Origin of the sequence: Thalassobacillus sp. B23F22_16 (assembly GCF_043496955.1) — a bacterium.
Taxonomy (GTDB): Bacteria; Bacillota; Bacilli; order Bacillales; family Halobacillaceae; genus Thalassobacillus; species Thalassobacillus devorans_A.
The window spans coordinates 152,494-172,685 of record NZ_JBIEKD010000004.1 but is presented as its reverse complement, the minus strand read 5'-3'; the positions used below and the strand labels follow the sequence as shown (position 1 = coordinate 172,685).

The 20,192-nt window shown below is 44.4% G+C and carries 21 protein-coding genes; 11 read left to right on the top strand and 10 right to left on the bottom strand.

Translation table 11 applies throughout. The annotated features are described in order from the left end of the window. Positions 1–163: 163 nt before the first annotated feature. Entirely contained in the window at positions 164–535 is a 372-nt protein-coding gene (locus ACGTNI_RS05720) for a YbaN family protein (RefSeq protein ID WP_394460662.1), read from the bottom strand. Between the two features lie 44 nt (positions 536–579). After that, positions 580–1,929 (bottom strand): dipeptidase, encoded by a 1,350-nt coding sequence (locus ACGTNI_RS05715; protein ID WP_394460660.1) that lies wholly within the window; start codon positions 1,927–1,929, stop codon positions 580–582. A gap of 189 nt (positions 1,930–2,118) precedes the next feature. Between ACGTNI_RS05715 and ACGTNI_RS05710 the strand changes: the two genes are divergently transcribed. From ACGTNI_RS05710 to ACGTNI_RS05690, 5 genes are all read left to right on the top strand, one after another. After that, positions 2,119–2,766 (top strand): YdhK family protein, encoded by a 648-nt coding sequence (locus ACGTNI_RS05710; RefSeq protein ID WP_394460658.1) that lies wholly within the window; start codon positions 2,119–2,121, stop codon positions 2,764–2,766. Positions 2,767–2,900: 134 nt separating this feature from the next. Then, complete coding sequence (locus ACGTNI_RS05705) at positions 2,901–4,022, top strand: M14 family metallopeptidase (protein WP_394460656.1); 1,122 nt, start codon at positions 2,901–2,903, stop codon at positions 4,020–4,022. Between the two features lie 113 nt (positions 4,023–4,135). Then, on the top strand, positions 4,136–5,458 hold the full coding sequence (locus ACGTNI_RS05700) for an APC family permease (protein ID WP_394460654.1): 1,323 nt from the start codon (positions 4,136–4,138) through the stop codon (positions 5,456–5,458). A gap of 60 nt (positions 5,459–5,518) precedes the next feature. Beyond that, entirely contained in the window at positions 5,519–5,869 is a 351-nt protein-coding gene (locus tag ACGTNI_RS05695) for a DoxX family protein (RefSeq protein ID WP_394460651.1), read from the top strand. A 228-nt stretch (positions 5,870–6,097) separates the two neighbouring features. Next, entirely contained in the window at positions 6,098–6,403 is a 306-nt protein-coding gene (locus ACGTNI_RS05690) for a MerR family transcriptional regulator (RefSeq protein WP_394460649.1), read from the top strand. A gap of 221 nt (positions 6,404–6,624) precedes the next feature. Here the strand turns inward: ACGTNI_RS05690 and ACGTNI_RS05685 are convergent, their stop codons facing one another. The 4 genes from ACGTNI_RS05685 to ACGTNI_RS05670 all read right to left on the bottom strand — a co-directional run bounded on the left by ACGTNI_RS05685 (position 6,625) and on the right by ACGTNI_RS05670 (position 11,997). Next, positions 6,625–7,791 (bottom strand): lactate 2-monooxygenase, encoded by a 1,167-nt coding sequence (locus tag ACGTNI_RS05685; protein WP_394460647.1) that lies wholly within the window; start codon positions 7,789–7,791, stop codon positions 6,625–6,627. A 225-nt stretch (positions 7,792–8,016) separates the two neighbouring features. Beyond that, complete coding sequence (locus ACGTNI_RS05680) at positions 8,017–9,939, bottom strand: endonuclease MutS2 (RefSeq protein WP_394460645.1); 1,923 nt, start codon at positions 9,937–9,939, stop codon at positions 8,017–8,019. A 416-nt stretch (positions 9,940–10,355) separates the two neighbouring features. Then, the gene (locus ACGTNI_RS05675) at positions 10,356–10,550 is read right to left on the bottom strand and encodes a DUF378 domain-containing protein (RefSeq protein ID WP_394460643.1); all 195 of its coding nucleotides are present in this window, start codon (positions 10,548–10,550) and stop codon (positions 10,356–10,358) included. A gap of 355 nt (positions 10,551–10,905) precedes the next feature. Next, positions 10,906–11,997: an NAD(P)/FAD-dependent oxidoreductase gene (locus ACGTNI_RS05670; RefSeq protein WP_394460641.1), complete on the bottom strand. Its 1,092-nt coding sequence runs from the start codon at positions 11,995–11,997 to the stop codon at positions 10,906–10,908. Positions 11,998–12,202: 205 nt separating this feature from the next. Between ACGTNI_RS05670 and ACGTNI_RS05665 the strand changes: the two genes are divergently transcribed. From ACGTNI_RS05665 to ACGTNI_RS05650, 4 genes are all read left to right on the top strand, one after another. After that, entirely contained in the window at positions 12,203–12,526 is a 324-nt protein-coding gene (locus tag ACGTNI_RS05665; protein ID WP_394460639.1) for a DMT family transporter, read from the top strand. An 18-nt stretch (positions 12,527–12,544) separates the two neighbouring features. After that, positions 12,545–12,892: a DMT family transporter gene (locus ACGTNI_RS05660; RefSeq protein ID WP_394460637.1), complete on the top strand. Its 348-nt coding sequence runs from the start codon at positions 12,545–12,547 to the stop codon at positions 12,890–12,892. Between the two features lie 76 nt (positions 12,893–12,968). Continuing rightward, positions 12,969–13,169, top strand: a complete 201-nt coding sequence (locus ACGTNI_RS05655; protein ID WP_394460635.1) for a hypothetical protein — start codon at positions 12,969–12,971, stop codon at positions 13,167–13,169. Continuing rightward, positions 13,166–13,291, top strand: coding sequence for a DUF6254 family protein (locus tag ACGTNI_RS05650; RefSeq protein ID WP_394460633.1), 126 nt, complete (start codon positions 13,166–13,168; stop codon positions 13,289–13,291). The genes ACGTNI_RS05655 and ACGTNI_RS05650 overlap by 4 nt, the downstream gene beginning before the upstream one ends. A gap of 490 nt (positions 13,292–13,781) precedes the next feature. Here ACGTNI_RS05650 and ACGTNI_RS05645 read toward each other — a convergent pair whose 3' ends face one another. Then, on the bottom strand, positions 13,782–15,035 hold the full coding sequence (locus ACGTNI_RS05645) for an MFS transporter (RefSeq protein ID WP_394460631.1): 1,254 nt from the start codon (positions 15,033–15,035) through the stop codon (positions 13,782–13,784). A 237-nt stretch (positions 15,036–15,272) separates the two neighbouring features. On the opposite strand from ACGTNI_RS05645, the gene ACGTNI_RS05640 reads away from it, so the two are divergent. After that, positions 15,273–16,163, top strand: coding sequence for a fructose bisphosphate aldolase (locus ACGTNI_RS05640; protein WP_394460629.1), 891 nt, complete (start codon positions 15,273–15,275; stop codon positions 16,161–16,163). Between the two features lie 173 nt (positions 16,164–16,336). Here ACGTNI_RS05640 and ppsA read toward each other — a convergent pair whose 3' ends face one another. Further along, the gene (gene ppsA, locus ACGTNI_RS05635; protein WP_394460627.1) at positions 16,337–18,694 is read right to left on the bottom strand and encodes a phosphoenolpyruvate synthase; all 2,358 of its coding nucleotides are present in this window, start codon (positions 18,692–18,694) and stop codon (positions 16,337–16,339) included. A gap of 213 nt (positions 18,695–18,907) precedes the next feature. Here ppsA and ACGTNI_RS05630 point away from each other — a divergent pair, with 213 nt between their 5' ends. After that, entirely contained in the window at positions 18,908–19,477 is a 570-nt protein-coding gene (locus tag ACGTNI_RS05630; protein ID WP_394460625.1) for a biotin transporter BioY, read from the top strand. A gap of 148 nt (positions 19,478–19,625) precedes the next feature. Here the strand turns inward: ACGTNI_RS05630 and ACGTNI_RS05625 are convergent, their stop codons facing one another. After that, positions 19,626–19,895: an OsmC family protein gene (locus tag ACGTNI_RS05625; RefSeq protein WP_082411970.1), complete on the bottom strand. Its 270-nt coding sequence runs from the start codon at positions 19,893–19,895 to the stop codon at positions 19,626–19,628. Beyond that, complete coding sequence (locus ACGTNI_RS05620) at positions 19,896–20,090, bottom strand: hypothetical protein (RefSeq protein ID WP_394460623.1); 195 nt, start codon at positions 20,088–20,090, stop codon at positions 19,896–19,898. Between the last annotated feature and the right edge of the window lie 102 nt (positions 20,091–20,192).

The window sequence follows — 20,192 nt, the reverse complement described above, 5'->3', positions numbered from 1 at the left end:
GGAGATTTGCCTCCAGCTTCCTTCAGATTCCAGGTCGTCCCAGACACCCTTGCCTTCAGCTAACGGTTACAATGACCTTCACCGCTCGGGACTTGAACCCTAAAGCGTGCGCACATGCCGGGCACACACAAAAAACAAACGTAAACAGCAACGTTTACGTTTGTTATCTCAATGTTTTGAATGACAGCATCACATAAGTGAAAAAGGCTCCAATCAGAATCATCAATATCCGGATCACCCAGAGATCGACGAAAAAGAAGGCGGAAGAAAGCATCGATACCCACAAAACAGTCACCCCGATAACTTTTGCTTTCAGCGGGATGCCTCGTTTTTCACGGAAATCACGAATATACTTGCCGAACCATTTATTGGTGATCAGCCAGTGATACAGCCGGTCGGAGCTCCGGACAAAACAGGCGGCCGACAGCAATAAAAATGGTGTCGTTGGCAACAGCGGAAGTACAATGCCGAGAATGCCAAGGAACAGGGTAATAAATCCGGAAACGATGAGAGTGATACGTAAAATCATATGCATGGCTACGACACGCCTTTAGAAGAGATTCTGTATTAGTACAGTGATTAGAAAGATTGCAGGTATTCGCAGATCGTCTCGATCCCTTTTTCAAAATTGTCGAGGTGGAAATGTTCATTCGGCGCATGGAGGTTTTCCGTTGGGAGACCAAATCCCATCAGGACAACCGGCGCTTCCAACACCCGGGCGAAAACTTCGACGATCGGAATCGAACCGCCTTCTTTCGGGAACAGCGGACGGATGCCATACACTTTTTCATAGGCATCGGCTGCTTTTTGAATCATCGGATTTTGGGAATCAAGGGCTACCGGCTTCGCCTGGATGAACTGCTTGGTCGATATTTTGGCACCAGCGGGTTTGTGTTCCTCCAGGTGCTCTTCAATTAATTCGTATACGCGTTGCGGATCCTGGTCACCGACAAGCCGGCAGCTGATTTTGGCACTCGCTTCTTTAGGAATAATCGTTTTGATGCCTTCCCCTTGATAACCCCCGGTCACCCCGTTGATCTCCAGTGTCGGGCGGATGCCGGTTTGTTCATGGAAGGTGAACCCGGACTCACCGAATAATGCATCAAGACCCAATTCCTGCTTCATCTGTTCTTCGTCAAAAGGAATTTCCGCTACTTCTTTCCGCAGTTGCTCTGTCGGTTCCGGCACCCCTTCATAAAAGCCTTCGACCGAAATTTTCCCATCTGCTTCATGGAGGGAATCAAGCAAGCGTACCAGCGCATGTACAGCATTAGGAACCGCTCCTCCGTAAGCACCGGAGTGAAGATCAGAATTGGCGGTCTTCACCTCGACTTCCATAGCAAGCGCACCGCGCAGGGAAGTACAAATCGCAGGCTGACCTTTTTCTATAAAGGATGTATCCGAAACGAGTACAGCATCAGCAGCAAGCTTATCCGCATTTGCGTCGATGAATGGACCGAGGTTCGGGCTCGCGATCTCCTCCTCCCCTTCAATACAGAATTTCACATTCACCGGGAAGGTGCCATTCTCTTTTTTCAATAGTTCCAACGCTTTGATGTGCAGGAACAGCTGGCCTTTATCATCAGTCGCCCCGCGTGCAAAAATTTTGCCATCACGAATCACCGGCTCGAACGGCGGCGTCTCCCATAATTCTAATGGTTCAGGTGGCTGGACATCATAGTGGCCGTAGATGAGAACCGTCGGACGCCCCTCTGCATGGAGCCAGTCGCCATAAACGATTGGATGCCCGTCTGTTTCAATGATTTCGACATGCTCCATGCCGATATTTTTAAGTGCACCTGCTACCCATTCGGCCCCTTTTTTCACATCGTCCTTATGAGCTTCAACCGCAGAGACACTCGGAATTTTTAAAAACTCTTCCAGTTCATGCAAAAATGCTTCTTTATGTAACTGTACCTTCTCCTTCACTGTATAACCTCCTTGCGTTATCATTAATCCCATTATAAGCAATGCTTGATATGCCATTCCACTTTTTCCCCCTAAAGATGGCCTATTCCTGATGGGAAAATGGTTGGAATTAAAATAAAATCAGCATCTTTTTCTGAAAATAAGGGAATGCCACCATGATGTAAAGATAAAAAAGGAGGACAAAAAAGGATGAAAAATTATACTGGGTTATCGATGATGTTTCTATCTCTTTTTCTGCTGCTGGCAGCTTGTGGAGGAGACGAATCCAATAATAATGATTCCACTAATGAAGAAACGACTCAGGAAGAACAGACGGAGGGCGATTCTTCTAAGGAGAATGGCCAACCAGAAGATGATGATAATTCAACGCAGGGAGGTCATGGCGGACACCATATGTCCAGTGATGGAGATGTTCCGGAAGAGTTGAAAGTTGCAGAAGACCCTGCCTTTAATGAAGGAGATACCGTCATTATCGAAGCGGAACATTCAGAAGGCGGAGAAACGATGATGAAAGGAGCTGAAGCAACGGTAACAGGAGCTTTTAACACGACGGCTTATGCCGTATCTTTCACTCCCACGGATGGCGGCGAACCGGTAACGAATCATAAATGGGTTATCCATGAGGAATTGGAAGATCCGGGTGAAGCTCCTCTAGAAGAAGGAACGGAGGTTACACTAAATGCGGATCATATGGAAGGCATGAATGGCGCCAAGGCTACAATTGATACAGCTGAAGACACAACTGTCTACATGCTCGACTTCACCACTGTCCATGGTGATCAGGAAGTGACCGACCATAAATGGGTCACCGAAGATGAATTGAGTGCTGCTGAGTAATCAAAGGGAGCAGCGTTACTATATAACACGCTCGGATATAATCTGAGCGTGTTTTCATGCTTGATAGACAAATAGTTTGATATCCCTCAAATGTGGAATGAATAAAGAAAAACGCCTGAAAGGATGGAAAGCGTATGAGCGAACCTTTACACTATTTCCCGAAAAGCTATGAAGAATCCCGCGCTGCATTCCGCAGCCATCTCGATAAAATTAAAGAAAAGTGGCCGGAAGCTGAACTGATTAGCGAAACCATCAGCGCCGGAGAAGATAATACCATCGATATGATCTATGCGAATGCCCGCAAATCCAAGGAAAAGGTGCTTTTTTTCACCTCCGGTGAGCACGGGATTGAGGGATATGCCGGGGCAGCGGTCATTAACTTATTTGTAGATGAGTATTTGGAGCAAATGGACCCTGACACGACGGGTATCTGCGTGATTCATGGACTCAACCCCTGGGGAATGCGGAACTTCCGCCGCGTTAACGAAAACAACGTCGACTTGAACCGTAACCAACTCTATGATGAGGGTTCCGTCCCCGAAGACGTCAACAAATATTATGAAAAAGAAAGTGAACTCTTTTTACCAAACGGAGCAATCACCGATCTAACAAGAGATAAAAATGAGCTGCACGCCCAGCTGACAAAAGCATTAGCCAAGGAAGGCTACAGTGCCATCAAAGAAGCGAAGGGCATGGGGCAGTTCGAATTTGAAAAAGGCGTCTATTACGGCGGAAATAAAGAAGAAGAATCGGCAGTCTTCCTAAAAAAGATGCAGCACAGGTTATTGTCGGAGTACTCAAAAGTCATTCACATGGACTGGCATACCGCACTCGGTCCGACCAATGAAATTACGATGGTCGCTTCAGAACTAGAAGAACGCGATGAAGATGAACTGAAATCCTTCTATGGCATGAAAAATATCCAGAAGTTCACACCGAAAAAAGTAAAAGGGGATTCCACCAATCATTTTCATAAACTCAGGAAAGAAGAATATCCAGACACGAAGCTTTTCTCTGCACTATTCGAATTCGGCACCTTTGGCGAAGGGAAAAAAGCAGAATTACGGGAGTTTACGACGATCGTTCTCGAAAATCGGCTATACTGGGAAGGTGCCGAAAAAGAAGAAGACCGGCAGTGGATCCTTGATGAGTTCAAAGCGATGTTCTATCCACAAGAGCAAGAGTGGCGGGAAGCTGTTTTAAAAGAGGGCCGCTTCGGCATCGAAGCAGTTTTGAAAAAGGAAGAGATTATCTAACAGACAGAGCTGGCGCCAGCTCTGTTTTTTTGTATGTGCATAAAATCTGCATATTTTCCGGGTAAGCATCTTAAACAGGCGAATCCTAACAGTAACATTCGGAGGTGTTATCCATGTCTGATTATAGAGATAACAGCTTATCCTTGATTGGTACGGTAGGCCTCGGCACAGGTGTCATGATCAGTGCCGGGATTTTTGCACTGCTCGGTCAGGTGGCCGAACTTTCCGGCTCCTGGTTTCCCCTCATTTTTATCATAGGGGGCATCGTTACAGGTTTCAGCGCTTATTCTTATGTGAAAATGAGCACGGAATTTCCATCGGCCGGCGGTATTGGCATGTTTTTAGTAAAAGCGTACGGGAAAGGAACGTTGACAGCTGCCGCTGCTTTGCTGATGGCTTTTTCCATGGTGATCAACCAAAGCCTGGTGGCAAGGACGTTCGGGACTTACACGCTGCAATTATTCGGCATCGACGCGTCAAGTTTTCTTGTCCCGTTGTTGGGTGTTGGGTTACTGACGTTTGCTTTCCTGGTCAATATATCAGGGAATGAATTCATTCAGACGTTTACTTCGATCGTGTCTCTACTAAAAATTGTCGGGCTTGCGATTTTTGCGATTGGCGGTCTATGGGTTGCCGGTTTTTCTTTCTCCCCCGCTGAGGGTGGAGGGGAGACCCCGCAGACGACCATCGTCACCATCATCGCTTCAGTCGCATTGACCATTCTGTCGTTCAAAGGGTTTACGACGATTACCAATAGTGGATCAGAAATCGTCAATCCGAAGAAAAACATTGGCCGGGCGATTATCATTTCGATACTAATCAGTCTGGTTATTTACTTGCTATTAGCCTGGGCGGTGTCGAGCAATCTTCCACTCCACCGGATCATTGAAGCGAAAGATTACGCTCTGGCTGAAGCAGCACGACCTGCTTTCGGCAGTCTCGGGTTATGGTTTACAGTTATTATCGCCATTATCGCTACCATTTCCGGTATCATAGCGAGCGTATTTGCCGTTTCCCGTATGTTGGCGATGTTGACAGATATGAAGCTTATCCCGCATAAGCATTTCGGGATGCCTGGAAGAATTCAGAAACACACGCTTGTCTATACGATTGTCTTTGCGATGGTACTGACGATATTTTTCGACCTAAGCAGGATCGCATCGATGGGAGCTATCCTTTATCTCGTTATGGATATGATTGTTCACTGGGGCGTGTACAAGCATTTACGAGAAAAAGTGAATGCCAGCACAGGGGTTGTTTTAACCGCGCTAATTCTTGATGCAATTGTGTTAGGCGCCTTTTTGTGGGTGAAATTGACAACAGACCTGCTGGTTGTTGCCGTTTCTGTTGGGTTTATCATACTAATCTTTATTGGGGAAAGGTGGTTCCTTAACAATGCCGCTCCCGAGGAAGAGGGTACCGGCCACGACCATTAAACAAATGTCTGTCATTGTCTGTCCCCCGTTTGCATAGTCTCTTACAAAGGGGGACAGGCGATGACGACAATGAAACTGATCCGTTATTTAGTTGCTTTTGTATTCCTGATATCCGCATTGATGAAGCTGCTGAACTCAGAGATGGGGAGTGTGTTTATAAACCTTGGACTGCCGAGCCCTCTCCAATTGATGTACGCGGTTGCTACGGCAGAATTAATTGCCGGAATTCTATTGATTATGGGAAGATATATTAAATACGCAGCGATGGTTTTACTGTTCATCATTACTGCCGCCATTATATTGACCAAAATCCCCGCTTTGCATGGCGGGTTTGTACATGCTTTGTTCAGTGCCAGGCTGGATGTTCTCCTGTTGGGTTTACTGGTTATCCTTTACCGCAATCATCCATAAGAACAACCTTAAGTCCCTCTCCAGGGACTTTTTTTATGTAGCAAATTAAAGTTTGTGAGATTTTCTTACAATAACGATGATATAATTACTATTATCCTCTACAATCAACATATTAAAAAGGTATACCAGCATACACAAACCCTATAAACCTCGCATATAATAGAATATGTAAACTTTCCTTACATGAAATGGAACAGAAATGATTACGGTTTGGGGGTGTCATTCGCTTTGACTTCTTATAAAGATAAAAAAGTAATAACGATCGGTGTTGTCCATGAGCTCACCGGGCTATCGGAACGACAAATCCGCTATTACGAAGAACGCGGGCTGGTCTTCCCTGATCGCAGCAAAAAAGGGACGAGAAAATATTCCTTCAACGACGTGGAACTGCTGATGGATATTGCCAACAAGCGCGAAGAAGGCGTACAGACATATGAAATCAGACAGGATATGAAAAAAGAAGAGAAAAAACGCCAGGTACGCGAAGAAATGCTCCGCGGCCAGTTGAATGCCCACTTTAACATGCGTAAGTAATTACAAAAGCGCAAGCGCCTTGCTCACCCCCGACAAGCTTAAGACAAGACTCGGCGTGACGGTCTTTGTCACAGAGAGGATTGACTTAAGACCTCGAGGGGGTAGGCGCTGGAGCTGGATGTAACCCACCACGTAAAGTTAAAAAAAATGTTTTATAATTTCCTAGACATTAAGAAGAAGGCTGACACAAAACAGTCCTGCCATTTTGTATCAGCCTTCGGTTAGTCTGCTTTTTTGAGGATGGACGAGTCCATTTCCCGCACTGAACTCTCCCCTGTCAAAGCCAGGGTGATGTCCAAATCTGCAATCATATTCTGCAGCACTTCTTTTACGCCTTGCTGTCCCGCCGCTGCCAAACCATACATACACGGCCTTCCTACAAGAACGGCTTTCGCTCCTAAGGCCATCGCTTTGATAATGTCAGAACCTCGCCTGATGCCACTGTCCATCAGGACGGGAATCTTATCCTGGATAACTCCGCAGACTCCAGGCAATGCATCCAGCGCTCCTATTGCCCCGTCTACCTGGCGGCCGCCATGGTTGGATACAATGACGCCATCCGCTCCATATTCTAACGCCTGTTTCGCATCATCCGGATGCAAAATCCCTTTTAGAATAATTGGCAGGTTTGTATTCGCCTTCAAAAAGGCAATATCCTCCCACGTTAAGCCAGCGTTGCCGAACACCTGTGTCCAGAGCATGATGGCGGCTTCCGGGTCTTCTTTTGGATGTTTCTCCAGCTTGGAACAAAATGCCGGATCCGTAAAATAATTTCCGACCCCTTCTCCTAATAAAAACGGCAGGTATACATTTTTCAAATCCTTTTCCCGCCAGGCCATCATAGGCGTATCCAGTGTCACAACGATGGCCGAGTATCCGGAAGCTTCGGCTCGTTTCAAAAAGCTGGCCGCGATATCCGGGTCATTGCTCCAGTATAATTGAAACCACCGCGGAGCATCCCCCATCTCTTCGGCAATTTTCTCCATAGGCGTCGTCGAAGCACTACTCGCAATGAAAGGCACACCAAGTTCCGCACAAGCCCTTGCCGATCCCAAATCCCCGTCTTCATGAATGATCGACTGCACCCCGATTGGTGCATGAAGAACTGGAAACGGGTATGTATCACCAATTAATTGAACATGTAAATCACGCTTTTCTACATTTCGGAGCATCCTCGGTACAAGCTCCCAACGATCAAAGGCGTTAAGGTTGGCCTGCATGGTTTTACCCGCACCGGCGCCGGCTGCTACATAATCGTAAGGACCATCATCCAGTGCTTCTCTTGCCTTTTCTTCCCATTCCTCGCAAACAACCGGAAGACGATTGGGGTCAGGCTGCTGCATCGTCTGATATAAACGAAACTGTACTTGATTTCCAAAGTTCTGCATGCATACACTCCTTTTTTAAATTGCGGTTCACATTTATGTCTGATTATTCTGTCTATTTTTAGCATACCGATTATGTGAAAAAATGGCAACTACGTATAAACCAGCACACATATCCGCATAAAGAAAACTTCAGTGAAAGGATCTCCTCACTGGTAAAAAAAGACCCTTCCCATCATCAGAAAGGGGCAGTAGTCATTCCAACTCTTAAATTAACAACATTTAGTTTTAGAAATCATCTTCGGTCTCAATTATCAGACCTTCCACATGTTTACGATCAAGCTCCTTGGTAACTTTGCGGTATTCCTTAGATTGAAAGATGATATCAAAATCGTAATCAGGGGGATATAGATCCTGAGCTTTAATGTACAGCTCCAGTCTCTTATGATTTATTTTCAGCTTGTTATCCTGCTGCTGTACGATATAATTTCCATTTTCATCTGGACCTTTATAAACAATGGCTGTTTCCCCTGTTGCTTTTATCTTCACATTATCACCCATTTTAAAACGGGAGAATGTTAACTCTCGCTTAGGAGCAGCGTTCTTTTTCTTGTAGCGTGGAACGTTTATCTGTTGTTTCATTTCATTAGAATTGAGCACTTCTTGATCTAGCCTATACTCCTTTGTTTCGTGATAGGTAACTTCATGGGCACGCCGGATGATGGAAGGGTGAAGACCCAGCTTTAATGCAATTTGAAATGCCTGACTATCCCCCGATTCCCCGATCACCAATCGATAGGTCGGTTGTAATGTCTCCAAATCAAAGGACATAGAACCATTAATAAAATCATTACGCTGATGAGCGAGCTCTTTCATCTCTGTAAAATGAGTCGTAACCATTAGTTTCGCTTTCTTGGCCACCAACTGTTCCAAAATAGCCTGAGCAAGACCCATCCCTTCATTAGGCTCTGTGCCTGAACCGATTTCATCAATTAATGCCAAGGTTCCCGGTCGAGCATGTTGTAAGATGTCAATAATATTGACAAGTCTTGAACTAAAAGTACTTAAGTTGGCCTCAATGCTTTGTCCATCGCCAATATCACAAAAAATATCATCAAATATCATCACCTGGGATTCTGGTCTGGCTGGAATCCATAAGCCTGCCTGGGCCATCATCGTTAATAGACCAGTCGTTTTAAGGGTCACGGTTTTCCCACCAGTATTAGGACCGGTAATCATCAACGCTTGTTCCTCGGGTTTCATTTCGATGGTCAATGGTACAGCTTCCTTCCCCAAGTGGGGATGACGGGCCTCAATCAGGGAGATCTGATTATCTCTATTTAGCCTTGGCATATCAGCCTCTATATGAATAGCGTATTTAGCCTTTGCGAAAATGACGTCATACTGATGCATGACATCAATTGCTAAAAGGATTTCCTGCTTGTATTCTAGGACAGCCCCCGTCAGGTAGTACAATATTTGTTCAACTTCATGCTGTTCAGACAGTTTCATATATTCAATCATTTCTTGCCGCTCTGTCAGTTCCTTTGGTTCTATGAATACGGTTGCGCCTGAAGAGGAGGTATCAATTACGGAACCCTTTACTTTCTGGCGATATTCACGCTTGACCGGAAGAGTAAGTCGACCATTTTTCTCTATAATCATATGTTCTTGCAACAAAGAAGATTGTTTTTTCAGCACTTCCTGGGCGCGGTTTTTTAGCTTTGTCTGTTCTGTCTGTATATCACGCCTGACTTTCAATAGTGCTTTGGATGCGTAGTCATCAATTCTTCCATTTTTCAAGCACCTTCGTAATTCCTCCTCCAGGAAGGTTAAGTCTGACATGGAATCGACGTAGACGGAAATCGTCGGGGCAATATATCCTTTATCATCCATAAACCGCTTCAGCTTGCGACAATGATCCAAAAACTCAATAATCCCTTGAAGGGAACCGACTGGAAGGTAACGTCCTTTCTCTCCTTCTTCCAGGGAACGGATAACGGAATCCAAAGAATGAATTGGGACACTGGAATTAAGGCGCAATACCGCGATAGCCTCACCAATTTCCTGGAAAGAACGTTCAATGTGTCTTTTATCTACCATAGGTGTTAATTCACGTATCGTCTGCTTTCCTTTGTGTGTCAGTGCGTAAGAAGCAATCTCTTCGATAATTTGATTAAATCCTAAATCATTCATCGCTTTTTTATTCACTATCCATAAGCTCCTTTATTAATTAGTTAAAGATATAAAAAGCCATCGCAGGCTGTACTTCCCCCGCGATGGCTTTCACACTTACCATTCTGCATGCAGATATAAAGAAAGAGCTACGACAGGCCCGTCATAGCTCTTTCTAAAACCTTTGGGTATGCCTGTTCTTAACTACCCCTGGTAAATCCAGCACAAATAACACCTTTGAGAAGGCGATTTTGCCAAAACCAGGGATTATACGATTCGTATTAGTTAAGAACAGCCACACTCATAAAAATGTCTCCTTTTTTCCTACCATATTTGCAGAATGGTATAGATTTAAGATATGCCACTCTTTCCTTAATGTCAATAGTTGATTAAAAATGCCTGCCCCCTCTGCTGTAACGTGTATACAGAGGATGCAGGCACGTTTCTACCTATTACTTGACCTTTTTCAAAATCGTTAGAGAATAGATGGCTGCAATACCAACCAGGATGTAGACAATTCGTGCAACCGGACTGTCCATTCCTCCGAAAATTCCACCAACCAGATCCCACTGGAATAAGCCAAATAATAGCCAGTTCAAGCCGCCTACAATAATAAGAATAAGTGCAACCATGTCTAAACCTTTCATTACATCTACCACCTTTCAATTTTTGTTTAATATTTGTATAGTTATTGTATAACCATTTTATGAGTTTGTAAAACCTTTTATTACCTAAAACAATAGAAAAAATTTCATTTCTAAAAAAAGCCTGGGATAAAAGTATTTCAACCAAAAAAATCCCCGACCACTACTTTGTTGGTCGGGGTCTATTTGTCCAAAGATCCATGGCCACATCCATCGCATTCCGGCGAGAAGGAGTGTGGCCTGTACATTACTTATACAGCCGTCGCTCTGTTTCTACAGGTCTTCACTCTTCCGGATTGTAGAAAGAATCACCTGTTCCAACTGAATAATCAGGAAGTGTCGGCTGTTCTTTTAAATTTTATTTAGTTGAGATAAACGGCTTCAATAAGTGGCTGAGTCCTTTCAGCACACTCATATTCGGCTGGGTGACCACCTTCTTTACCATTGAGTTGTGCAGGGACTTGGTCACTAAATCCAATTGATGATTGCTCAGACCCTCAATCGCGCGTCGTAACACGAGGGAATCATCATAATCCTTATAGAGCGGTTTACAAAGTGTTTCATAATCACCGAGCCCGCAAATGTCCTGTGCCGCATAAATACCACTCAGAATAGATCCTGTCTGCCCAAACCCTAAGAATGGGGTGATTCCCCCGAAACAGTTGCCTGCAAAGAATGTATTACCTATACGCGGATAATTGCACCTGCCAACCATATAATCTGTTATCGCAAATCCTTCTTTAATCGTTATTTCCTGGTTCAGTGTTCGTGAAGATTGGGAAACAAACATCTCCCAAAACTCACTCCGTTTTTCCACCGATTCCTGTTCATATTGAGGATAGACGATTACCAGTGTCGCTTCCGTTTTCGAGTGGGGGAGCAAGTAGCCCATACCTTTTGGCGCAAAATGGTTGTTGAACCAGGTATGGACCTCGTTTCGTACGAAATTCCCCCTGACGATTGCTCCTGCAAAACAGGACTTGAGCGCTATTTCATAGGGCTGGATTTGCTGGGTGTCCTGTGGGTCGCCTGTCGCTAACACCACATGCGTATATTCTTTGGCTATGTCATCGTATGTCACATGGCTGTCCGTATGAAGCTTACTGTGCACCAGCTGCTCCGCCAATTGTTTTTCATAAGCATCCTCGTGACTGCCGCGCATATTGATAAAGCCGATATTCCCTTCTACATAAGCAGAATCATTCTCAGAATGGACATAAATTTTTTGGACATTGTAGGCAGGCTTTAAATGGATATCGTGTTTTTCGGAAAAATACTGAACAGCATCATCGATAGGAGCGTGAAGTATGGGAGTCATCAATTCTGCAATTGTATATCCAAAACCCACTTCCTTGCGCTGTTCAAAGATGTCCACGGTATGTCCGTGTTTTTCCAGGGTCAAGGCACAGGAAAGACCGGCAAGACCTGCTCCGATTATCGCTATTTTCAAAAGAGTTCCTCCTTTTTTCCTAGTGTCTGTAAGGAGGGGAAATTTATGCTTACAGGGAACAGCTTCTCTGGGACCTTACCGCCAGCCTCCTTCCTTATTATCTTCCTCTCGAAAAAAGGTATTGTACTTTCTAGATGATTAAATTTTTCAGATAAAGGAATAGCGGAAATTAGCAGGAGTGGAAGGCAAGAGAGGAGTGAGGGTAATGTATGCGTATGGATTATTAATGCTTGCAATCGTTTCGGAGGTTTTCGGCAGTGCGATGCTGAAGGCTTCGAATGGATTTAAAAATAAATTGGCTGCCATTGGTGTATTGGCGGGATATGGCTTGGCTTTTTATTGCCTGGCTTTATCGCTCAACACTCTGCCGCTCAGTGTCGCATATGCGATATGGGCAGGGCTGGGGACTGCGCTGACAGCCCTGATAGGAATTACGATATATAAAGAAAAATTCAACCGTAAAAATGTTGCCGGATTAATGCTGATCATCATTGGGGTCACGCTGTTGAATATGGCAGGATCTCATTAAGGGATGGAGGGGGTTATTATGAAAGGTTATCTATTGTTAGCGATCGCTATTATCGCTGAAGTGTTTGGAGTAACGATGATGAAACTGTCTCAAGGTTTTACCGTCTTGTTTCCTTCCGTCGGTGTAATTGCTGGTTATTTGTTGTCCTTTTACTTATTTTCGTTAGCGCTCAAAACCATACCACTGAGTTTTGCCTACGCCATTTGGTCCGGATCGGGAACCGCATTCTCTGCTTTGTTGGGTGTATGGATATGGGGAGAGGCGTTTACCATGCTCACGTTCTCCGGCATCACGCTGATCATTGGTGGAATCGTCTTATTGAATATGTCGGGCCACCGAGGTACAGCAAAGGAAGTATCTTCATAATGGTTGTTTTTACTAAGGGGTGGTCAGCATATTGTCCTTCTTTTTCTTCATACTAAACAAAAAAGGAGGCAAACCGATGGCAAAACGTACAAAGAAAAACGACCCGCAGCAAAAAAATAAACAAGGCTTTGATTCCAGCAAATCGGACACAGAATTCTCCAAGGAATTCGGCAGCGCCAAAGCAAATCAGGCGCATAAAGAAAAAGCCAAGCGAGCAAGAAAGTCTAATAAAGTAAGCAACGATCTTAATATAGAACAGGAGCAGCCAAGACAATGACCAAATCCAAACGACAACAGGAGCGGGAATGGAAAGCAAGAAAGCACGCCCAGAATCCCCACGGAAAAATTCGTTCGTTCGATGAAATAGCAGACGACGCAAAGAAAAATGACCCGAAATAAAATGCGAGGCCCGGACATCTTCATTGTCTGGGCCCAACTTTTGTACAAGCATGGAAAATATCCTTATTTTTCCTTATAATAAAACCTAACTAAAAGGGGGAATTTCATGCGACCCGCACAAGTTACAGCTTCACTTATAGTCATAATCCTTTATGGAATATTATCCACTTTTCTTCCTGATTTTAAGCTTACAATAGGATGGCCAGAAATTCTTATCTTCTTACTGTTCCTCATACATATCCTATTCGGGCAAATGACAATGAAAGAGGTTAAGAAATATGTGATCCTTCTCCCCTTACTTCTAGTTGCATCCAATGTAATCATTAGCTGGATTTTTTAAAAGATAGGGAGGAGCCGGCCGCAAAAACATGCGAGTAGTTGTTGGACAGAGTTTGGCTGTATCGGGTTTTGGTTTCCGAACAAGCGATGTATGAGGACAGCTTTCTCGACTCATCCTGCCCGAAAAAACGCTTCGCCCCTATCATTCGATTCAATAACTTTCACCTTTTTGCTCCACAGCTCTTACCTCCGTAAGATCCTCAACCTCACCTTCGTTACCCACCTGCTGCAACATCAAAATTGAAAATACCCCTAATGCAATCATATAAAAGCCGATGAAATAACCAGCTGTGATGACACTGGTAGTATCGATCAATAATCCGATTAAAAATAATCCAGGCAGGCTTGCTCCTTTCATCAGCAACGTATAGAAGCTTGCGACTCTGGCGTAGTAACTTTGGGAAGTGACCTCCTGCAAATAGGAGTTGAGAAAAGTCAAAAATACGCCCTGAGCAATCCCGCCGGTCATCAATAGCAGCAATAGGATCATAAGCGGCAATTTCAACGCATAACCGAGGATAACGAAGCCGAACAAAAAGCTGGGTACATAAAATCCGATTTTTTTATTCATCGTTTCATATAGCTTCGGTGCCAAAAATGATCCAATAATTATTCCCCCCAAAGAAAAAGTGGTAATCAAGTAAAGGTCTTCTGTCCCCTTTCCTAACACATCATTCAAGTACGAGATTAAAAACACATCGATGGAGGAACCCACAATCCAGGCCAATCCGAACACGATGAAAAGATTTTTAATAATGGTCGTGTTCTTAATAAAAGTCAGCCCTTCTGTCACCATTTGAAGCGTTTTTGTAGTTTTATCCGTGTTGTTCATTACTGCCGGGCGGATAAACAGGATGAGTACAATCGATAGAGCAAAAGCAGCTATGACCATGAATAAAAGTGAAGTTAGCTCAAACCCGGCTTTTATTAAGTATGCACCTAACGTAAACGAAAGCAGCTTACCCGTCATCATCGCTATTTGCAATTGACCATTTGCTTGAGGTCTTAGCTTTTCAGGAACGACCCAGCGTAGCAAAGATTGACTGGCCGGAAGAAAGAACATGTCATTGATTGTGATTAAAAACAACAATATGTAGATAAAAAGCGGCGCTACTGTTGTAAAATAGCCGACCATAATAAATAGAAAAACTAATAGCGCTCGGATGGCATCTGTGGTAATCATTGTCCGCTGCAGGTTACTCCGTTCCACAAACGCCCCGGCTGGGATCGCAAACAGAAAAGCAGGGATACCTGCAGCTAAATAAAGAATAGAAATGCCCATGCTGCCCGCTCCCTGCAATTCAAGCATTTTAAGCAGTGTGATAAAAAGGATACCATCCCCTATCAGAGCGATGAATCGGGCAAAAAATAAGTGTAGAAACTTTTTATTTTTCCATATCTTCACATGTTTTCACCTCATGAATTTTTAGTTATAGCATCTTTCAATACCATTTATTTCCTGATGTTAGTTTACAGTAAATAAATTTTTCTGAAAAGTTTATAATCCAATTCACTATGAAAACAATAGAGGGTCTTACATGTTAAAATAAAAACAGCGCATCCATCCTGTGTTATACATGACCGGATTAAGGGAAGAGTATAGGTGGATGTTTTTCGACACTATTAAAAAGGAGTGGTAAGCATGAACAACACCCATTTTGACAAAATCAAAAACGGAAAAGGATTTATCGCGGCACTTGATCAAAGCGGCGGAAGTACCCCGAAAGCACTGGCAGCATACGGTGTACCGGAGGATTCTTATTCCGGCGAAGATGAGATGTTCGACCTTGTCCATGAGATGCGGACGCGTATTATCACGTCCCCTGCTTTCAGTTCTGAAAAGATTCTCGGCGCTATTCTGTTCGAACAGACAATGGACCGTGAAATCGAAGGCCAGTACACGGCTGATTACCTTGCCAGCAAAGGCGTTGTGCCATTTTTAAAAGTAGATAAAGGACTTGCCGATAAAGAAAATGGCGTTCAGTTGATGAAGCCGATCCACGACCTTGATGAAACTTTACGTCGTGCCAATGAGCGCAACATTTTCGGTACAAAAATGCGCTCGGTTGTCCATGAACCGAACGAAAAAGCGATTAAAACAGTCGTGGATCAACAGTTTGATATCGGAAAACAAATTATTTCTGCTGGCCTAATTCCAATCATTGAACCAGAAGTGGACATTAACAGTGCCGATAAGGTGAAAAGCGAGGAAATTCTGAAGAACGAAATTCTGAAGCAGCTGGACGCACTGACAGATGATCAAAACGTGATGCTGAAGTTGACGATCCCTACCAACGCTAACACGTATAAAGAACTGATCGATCACCCGCGCGTGCTTCGTGTTGTTGCCCTGTCCGGCGGTTATTCCCGTGATGAAGCCAACGAAAAACTGAAAGAGAACGACGGCCTGATTGCCAGCTTCTCCCGCGCTCTTGCCGCTGACTTGAACGCCAATCAGTCAGACGAAGAGTTTAACGAAAAGCTGCAGCAAGCAGTCGACAGCATCTATGATGCTTCCGTTAATAAGAAATAAAAACAAAAGCGCAAGCGCCTTGTTCACCCCCGACAAGCTTAAGACAAGCCTCGGCGTGACGATCTTTGTCACAGAGAGGATTGACTTAAGACCTCGAGGGGGTAGGCGCTGGAGCTGGAAGTGGCCTACCACTAAAAAAGTGCCTGCCCCAAACCGGGACAGGCACTTTTCGTTTATTTAGAGTTGCGTACGGAGTTTAAAATTAACCGTTGTTCTACAGAAGCGACGAGTCTTCTAGTATCGGCCACGGTATCCGGATTGATGCTGACACTATCAATTCCTTCCTGGATTAGGAACTCGGTGAATTCTGGATATAGGGATGGTCCCTGCCCGCAAATCGACACCGTTTTATCATGCTTATGGGCGGCATGAATCAGCGTTTTGATTGCCTGTTTGACAGCCGGGTTGCGTTCATCAAAGTAGCCCATCGTGTTCAGAATGCCGGAGTCGCGGTCTGAACCAAGGATCAACTGGGTAAGGTCGTTGCTGCCAATACTGAACCCGTCGACCAATTGAGCGAAGTCTTCAGCCTGGAAGACGACGGATGGAACTTCGGCCATGATCCAGATTTTAAACTGCTGGTCCTGCTTCAATCCTTCTTCTGCCATGATCTCTTTGACGCGTTCGACTTCCCACGTGGTACGCACAAACGGAAGCATCGTCCAAACGTTGATTAAGCCGTATTCTTCCCGCACTTTTTTAATCGCACGGCATTCGAGTCGGAAACCTTCCTCGTATTCCGGGGAAATGTAGCGGGAAACTCCGCGCCAGCCAATCATAGGGTTCGCTTCGATCGGTTCTACTTCTTCTCCGCCTTTCAACCCACGGAATTCATTGGAACGGAAGTCACTTAGCCGGACGACAATCGGTTTTGGATAAATGTCCTGTGCTACCTTAGTAATTCCTTCTGCCATTTTTTCGATAAAAAATTGTTCTTCGCCATTTTTCAACAGGTACATCGGATGGGCACCGACCAGGTGAGTAAAAATGAACTCGGTACGCATTAAGCCAATCCCGTCAAACGGGAGATCTTTGTACTTGCCGATTAAATCTGGCTCACCAAGATTCATGTACACTTTTGTACCTGTGATTGGCGCCAGCTGGTGAAGGTTGATTTGTTCAATAGCAGAGGGTTCTGCTTTCTTTGTCTCTTCCTGCTTATCTTCCAAAATCCCCTGGTAAACCACGCCGCGAGTGGCATCGACGGTCACTTCCATTCCTTCAGACAGCACTTCCGTTGCGTTGTTGGATCCGACGATACAAGGAATACCGAATTCACGGGAAACAATTGCCGCGTGACACGTACGCCCACCTTCGTTTGTAACCACGGCTGCTGCCTTTTTCATCGCTGGCATCATATCGGGGTTTGTCATAATAGTAACGAGGATATCCCCCTCTTCCACCTTCGAGACTTCCGTAATATCTTTAATTTTTCTTACCTTTCCGCTTCCTGTACCTGGGGATGCCGGGAGACCGCGGACCAGTGACACACGGCTGGTTTCTTTTTGAGCTTCTTCAATCACGTTTGGTTCCTCCTTAGTTAATGTCGTAATCGGCCTTGCCTGTAGAATGTAAAGTTCATTGGTATCAGTATCAATCGCCCATTCAATATCCTGCGGGGAATTGTAAAGTTCTTCGATACGAAGCGCATCGGTGGAAAGCTGATTGATTTCAGTTTCAGTCAGGCACTGTTCGGTTACAAGGTCTTCGCCTAAAAACTCTTTGACAGCGACTTTAGTCGTTCCTACAGCCTTTTCATTTTTGACAATCAAAAAATTCTTGGTAGCAATATGCTTTTCTATGACGCTGTTGTCCCTTTTATCGACGATGTATTCATCCGGGGAGACCATCCCGGACACCACGGATTCTCCAAGGCCCCAGCTGGCATTGATCATCATTTGATTATGATCTTCATTAATAGGATTGGAAGTAAATAGAACGCCTGCTTTTTTGCTGTTTACCATCTTTTGCACAACAGCCGATAGTGACACATCAAAATGGTTGAAGTCCTGTTGTTCACGATAATAAATCGCGCGTGCCGTCCAAAGTGATGCCCAGCATTTTTTAATATGGTGAATGACCTCTTCCACGCCTTCAATTTCAAGGTAGGTATCCTGTTGGCCGGCAAAGGATGCTTCCGGTAAATCTTCCGCTGTTGCGGAACTCCGCACAGCTACATACAGGTCATCGACTTGAAGGTTACGCTGGAATTGTGCGTAAGCCTCGCGAATTTCTTTATCAATCGGCTCGAGAATATCTGTGTCCATGATCACGCTTCTGATTTCTGCACTTGTCTGCTGAAGCTGATAATTGTTGTCGATATCGAGGCCGTTGATCGACTCGAGTATGTACTTATCCAAGTTACTCTCCTCGATAAAATCACTGTATGCTTTTGCAGTTACACAAAAACCAGGTGGGACTTTCACGCCTCCGTTTATAAGCTCACCCAGATTGGCCCCTTTCCCGCCTACCAATGGGATGTCTTCTTTATGAATTTCTTCAAACCAACGAATATAAGGATGTTTCGACAATCTCGATCTCCTCCTTACTAGATTTGCAATATAATATAACACATATTTTCAATTATGTCATACTTAATATTTAATAATGTTATACTATATAAAAAATAATTGGGTTTTGTGTAGGTCATTAAAGAATTTTTTTATAGAAAATGCATCTACCCTTCTGGCAAACTATATGTTAACCTTAATTTCACAAAGGTTTACATATAGGAGGATAAAAAGATGAACAGTCAAAGCAAAAAACTGAGAGTGATCATTAATTGCGCTATTTTCGCAGCTATTACCGCCATTTTTGCCCAGATTGAAATTCCCTTGCCAGTGGTTCCAATCAGCGGCCAGACACTGGCTGTCGGCTTGACGGCAACAATTTTAGGCAGCAGGCAAGGCGCTATTGCTATGGTCTGTTATGCTGCTTTAGGTGCGGTAGGTATTCCTGTCTTCGCAGGATTCAAAGGGGGCGCACAGGTGCTAGTGGGGCCAACAGGTGGTTATATTATTGGTTTCGTGGCAGCCGCATTCATTACTGGATATATCCTGGAACGGACAAAATTCAACCTTACGATGGCCATGATCGCCAACACAGCAGGAATGATTGTTACCCTGCTATTTGGTATGGTGCAATTGAAACTTGTCCTTGATTTAGGTTGGGGAGAGGCTTTAGCTATAGGGGTTTATCCATTTATCGTGGTAGGCTTGATCAAAGCATTTCTTGCTAGCTGGATCGGTATCACCGTAAGAAAACGCCTTGTGCAGGCAAGTCTGATTCATCCAACCAGAAGATCAGCTGCTTAAATTAACGCTGGGATTATAATCGAAGCTTTCATTTGCAGGACCATTTGCAACACTAATCCATGGCATACTGTCATGTAACCAAAAAAATAATCCACCCTTGAGCTGAGGACTCGGGTGGATTATTTATCGTAGAGAGAAATATTAATTTTTATTCTTCTTCGATTTCCCAGTCGTGGGTGAAGTGGACACAACCTTTTAATGTTTGAGCCACAGGACAGCTGCGTTCAAATATGTGCAAGGCACGTTCAGCAGCTTCCCGTTTGCCTTTTGGAATCTTCAACTTATAGAAACAGCGAATCTCCGTAATCTTCAATACTTTTTCAGGTGCTTCGATCACACCTTCGAACTCCCCTTGCAGCTTATTCGGAAACGTCGGTATATCACGCGCCTCCAGCGCGCCAGATAAGGTACCGGTCAGTCAGCCACCTGCTGCAGAAACGATATGGTCCAAGGTAGACGGATGCTCTTCTTCCGGGACGGCTTTATAAAATACTTTTACTCCCCCGTGAACACCATATTGGACCGGTTCCTCAAAGTCGGCAATATAAGCGCGACGGTTTGGTCTCTCATCCTGGAAAATCTTTATCTTAGAAATTTCAATCGGCTTACTCATTTTCTCCCTCCTAATCGTCTTTGTTTCCACTTTTATCCTGTATTCCCTTTATAGATAGTAAAAAACTCAACTTGATGGATACTTCCAGGTGAGAAATTACAA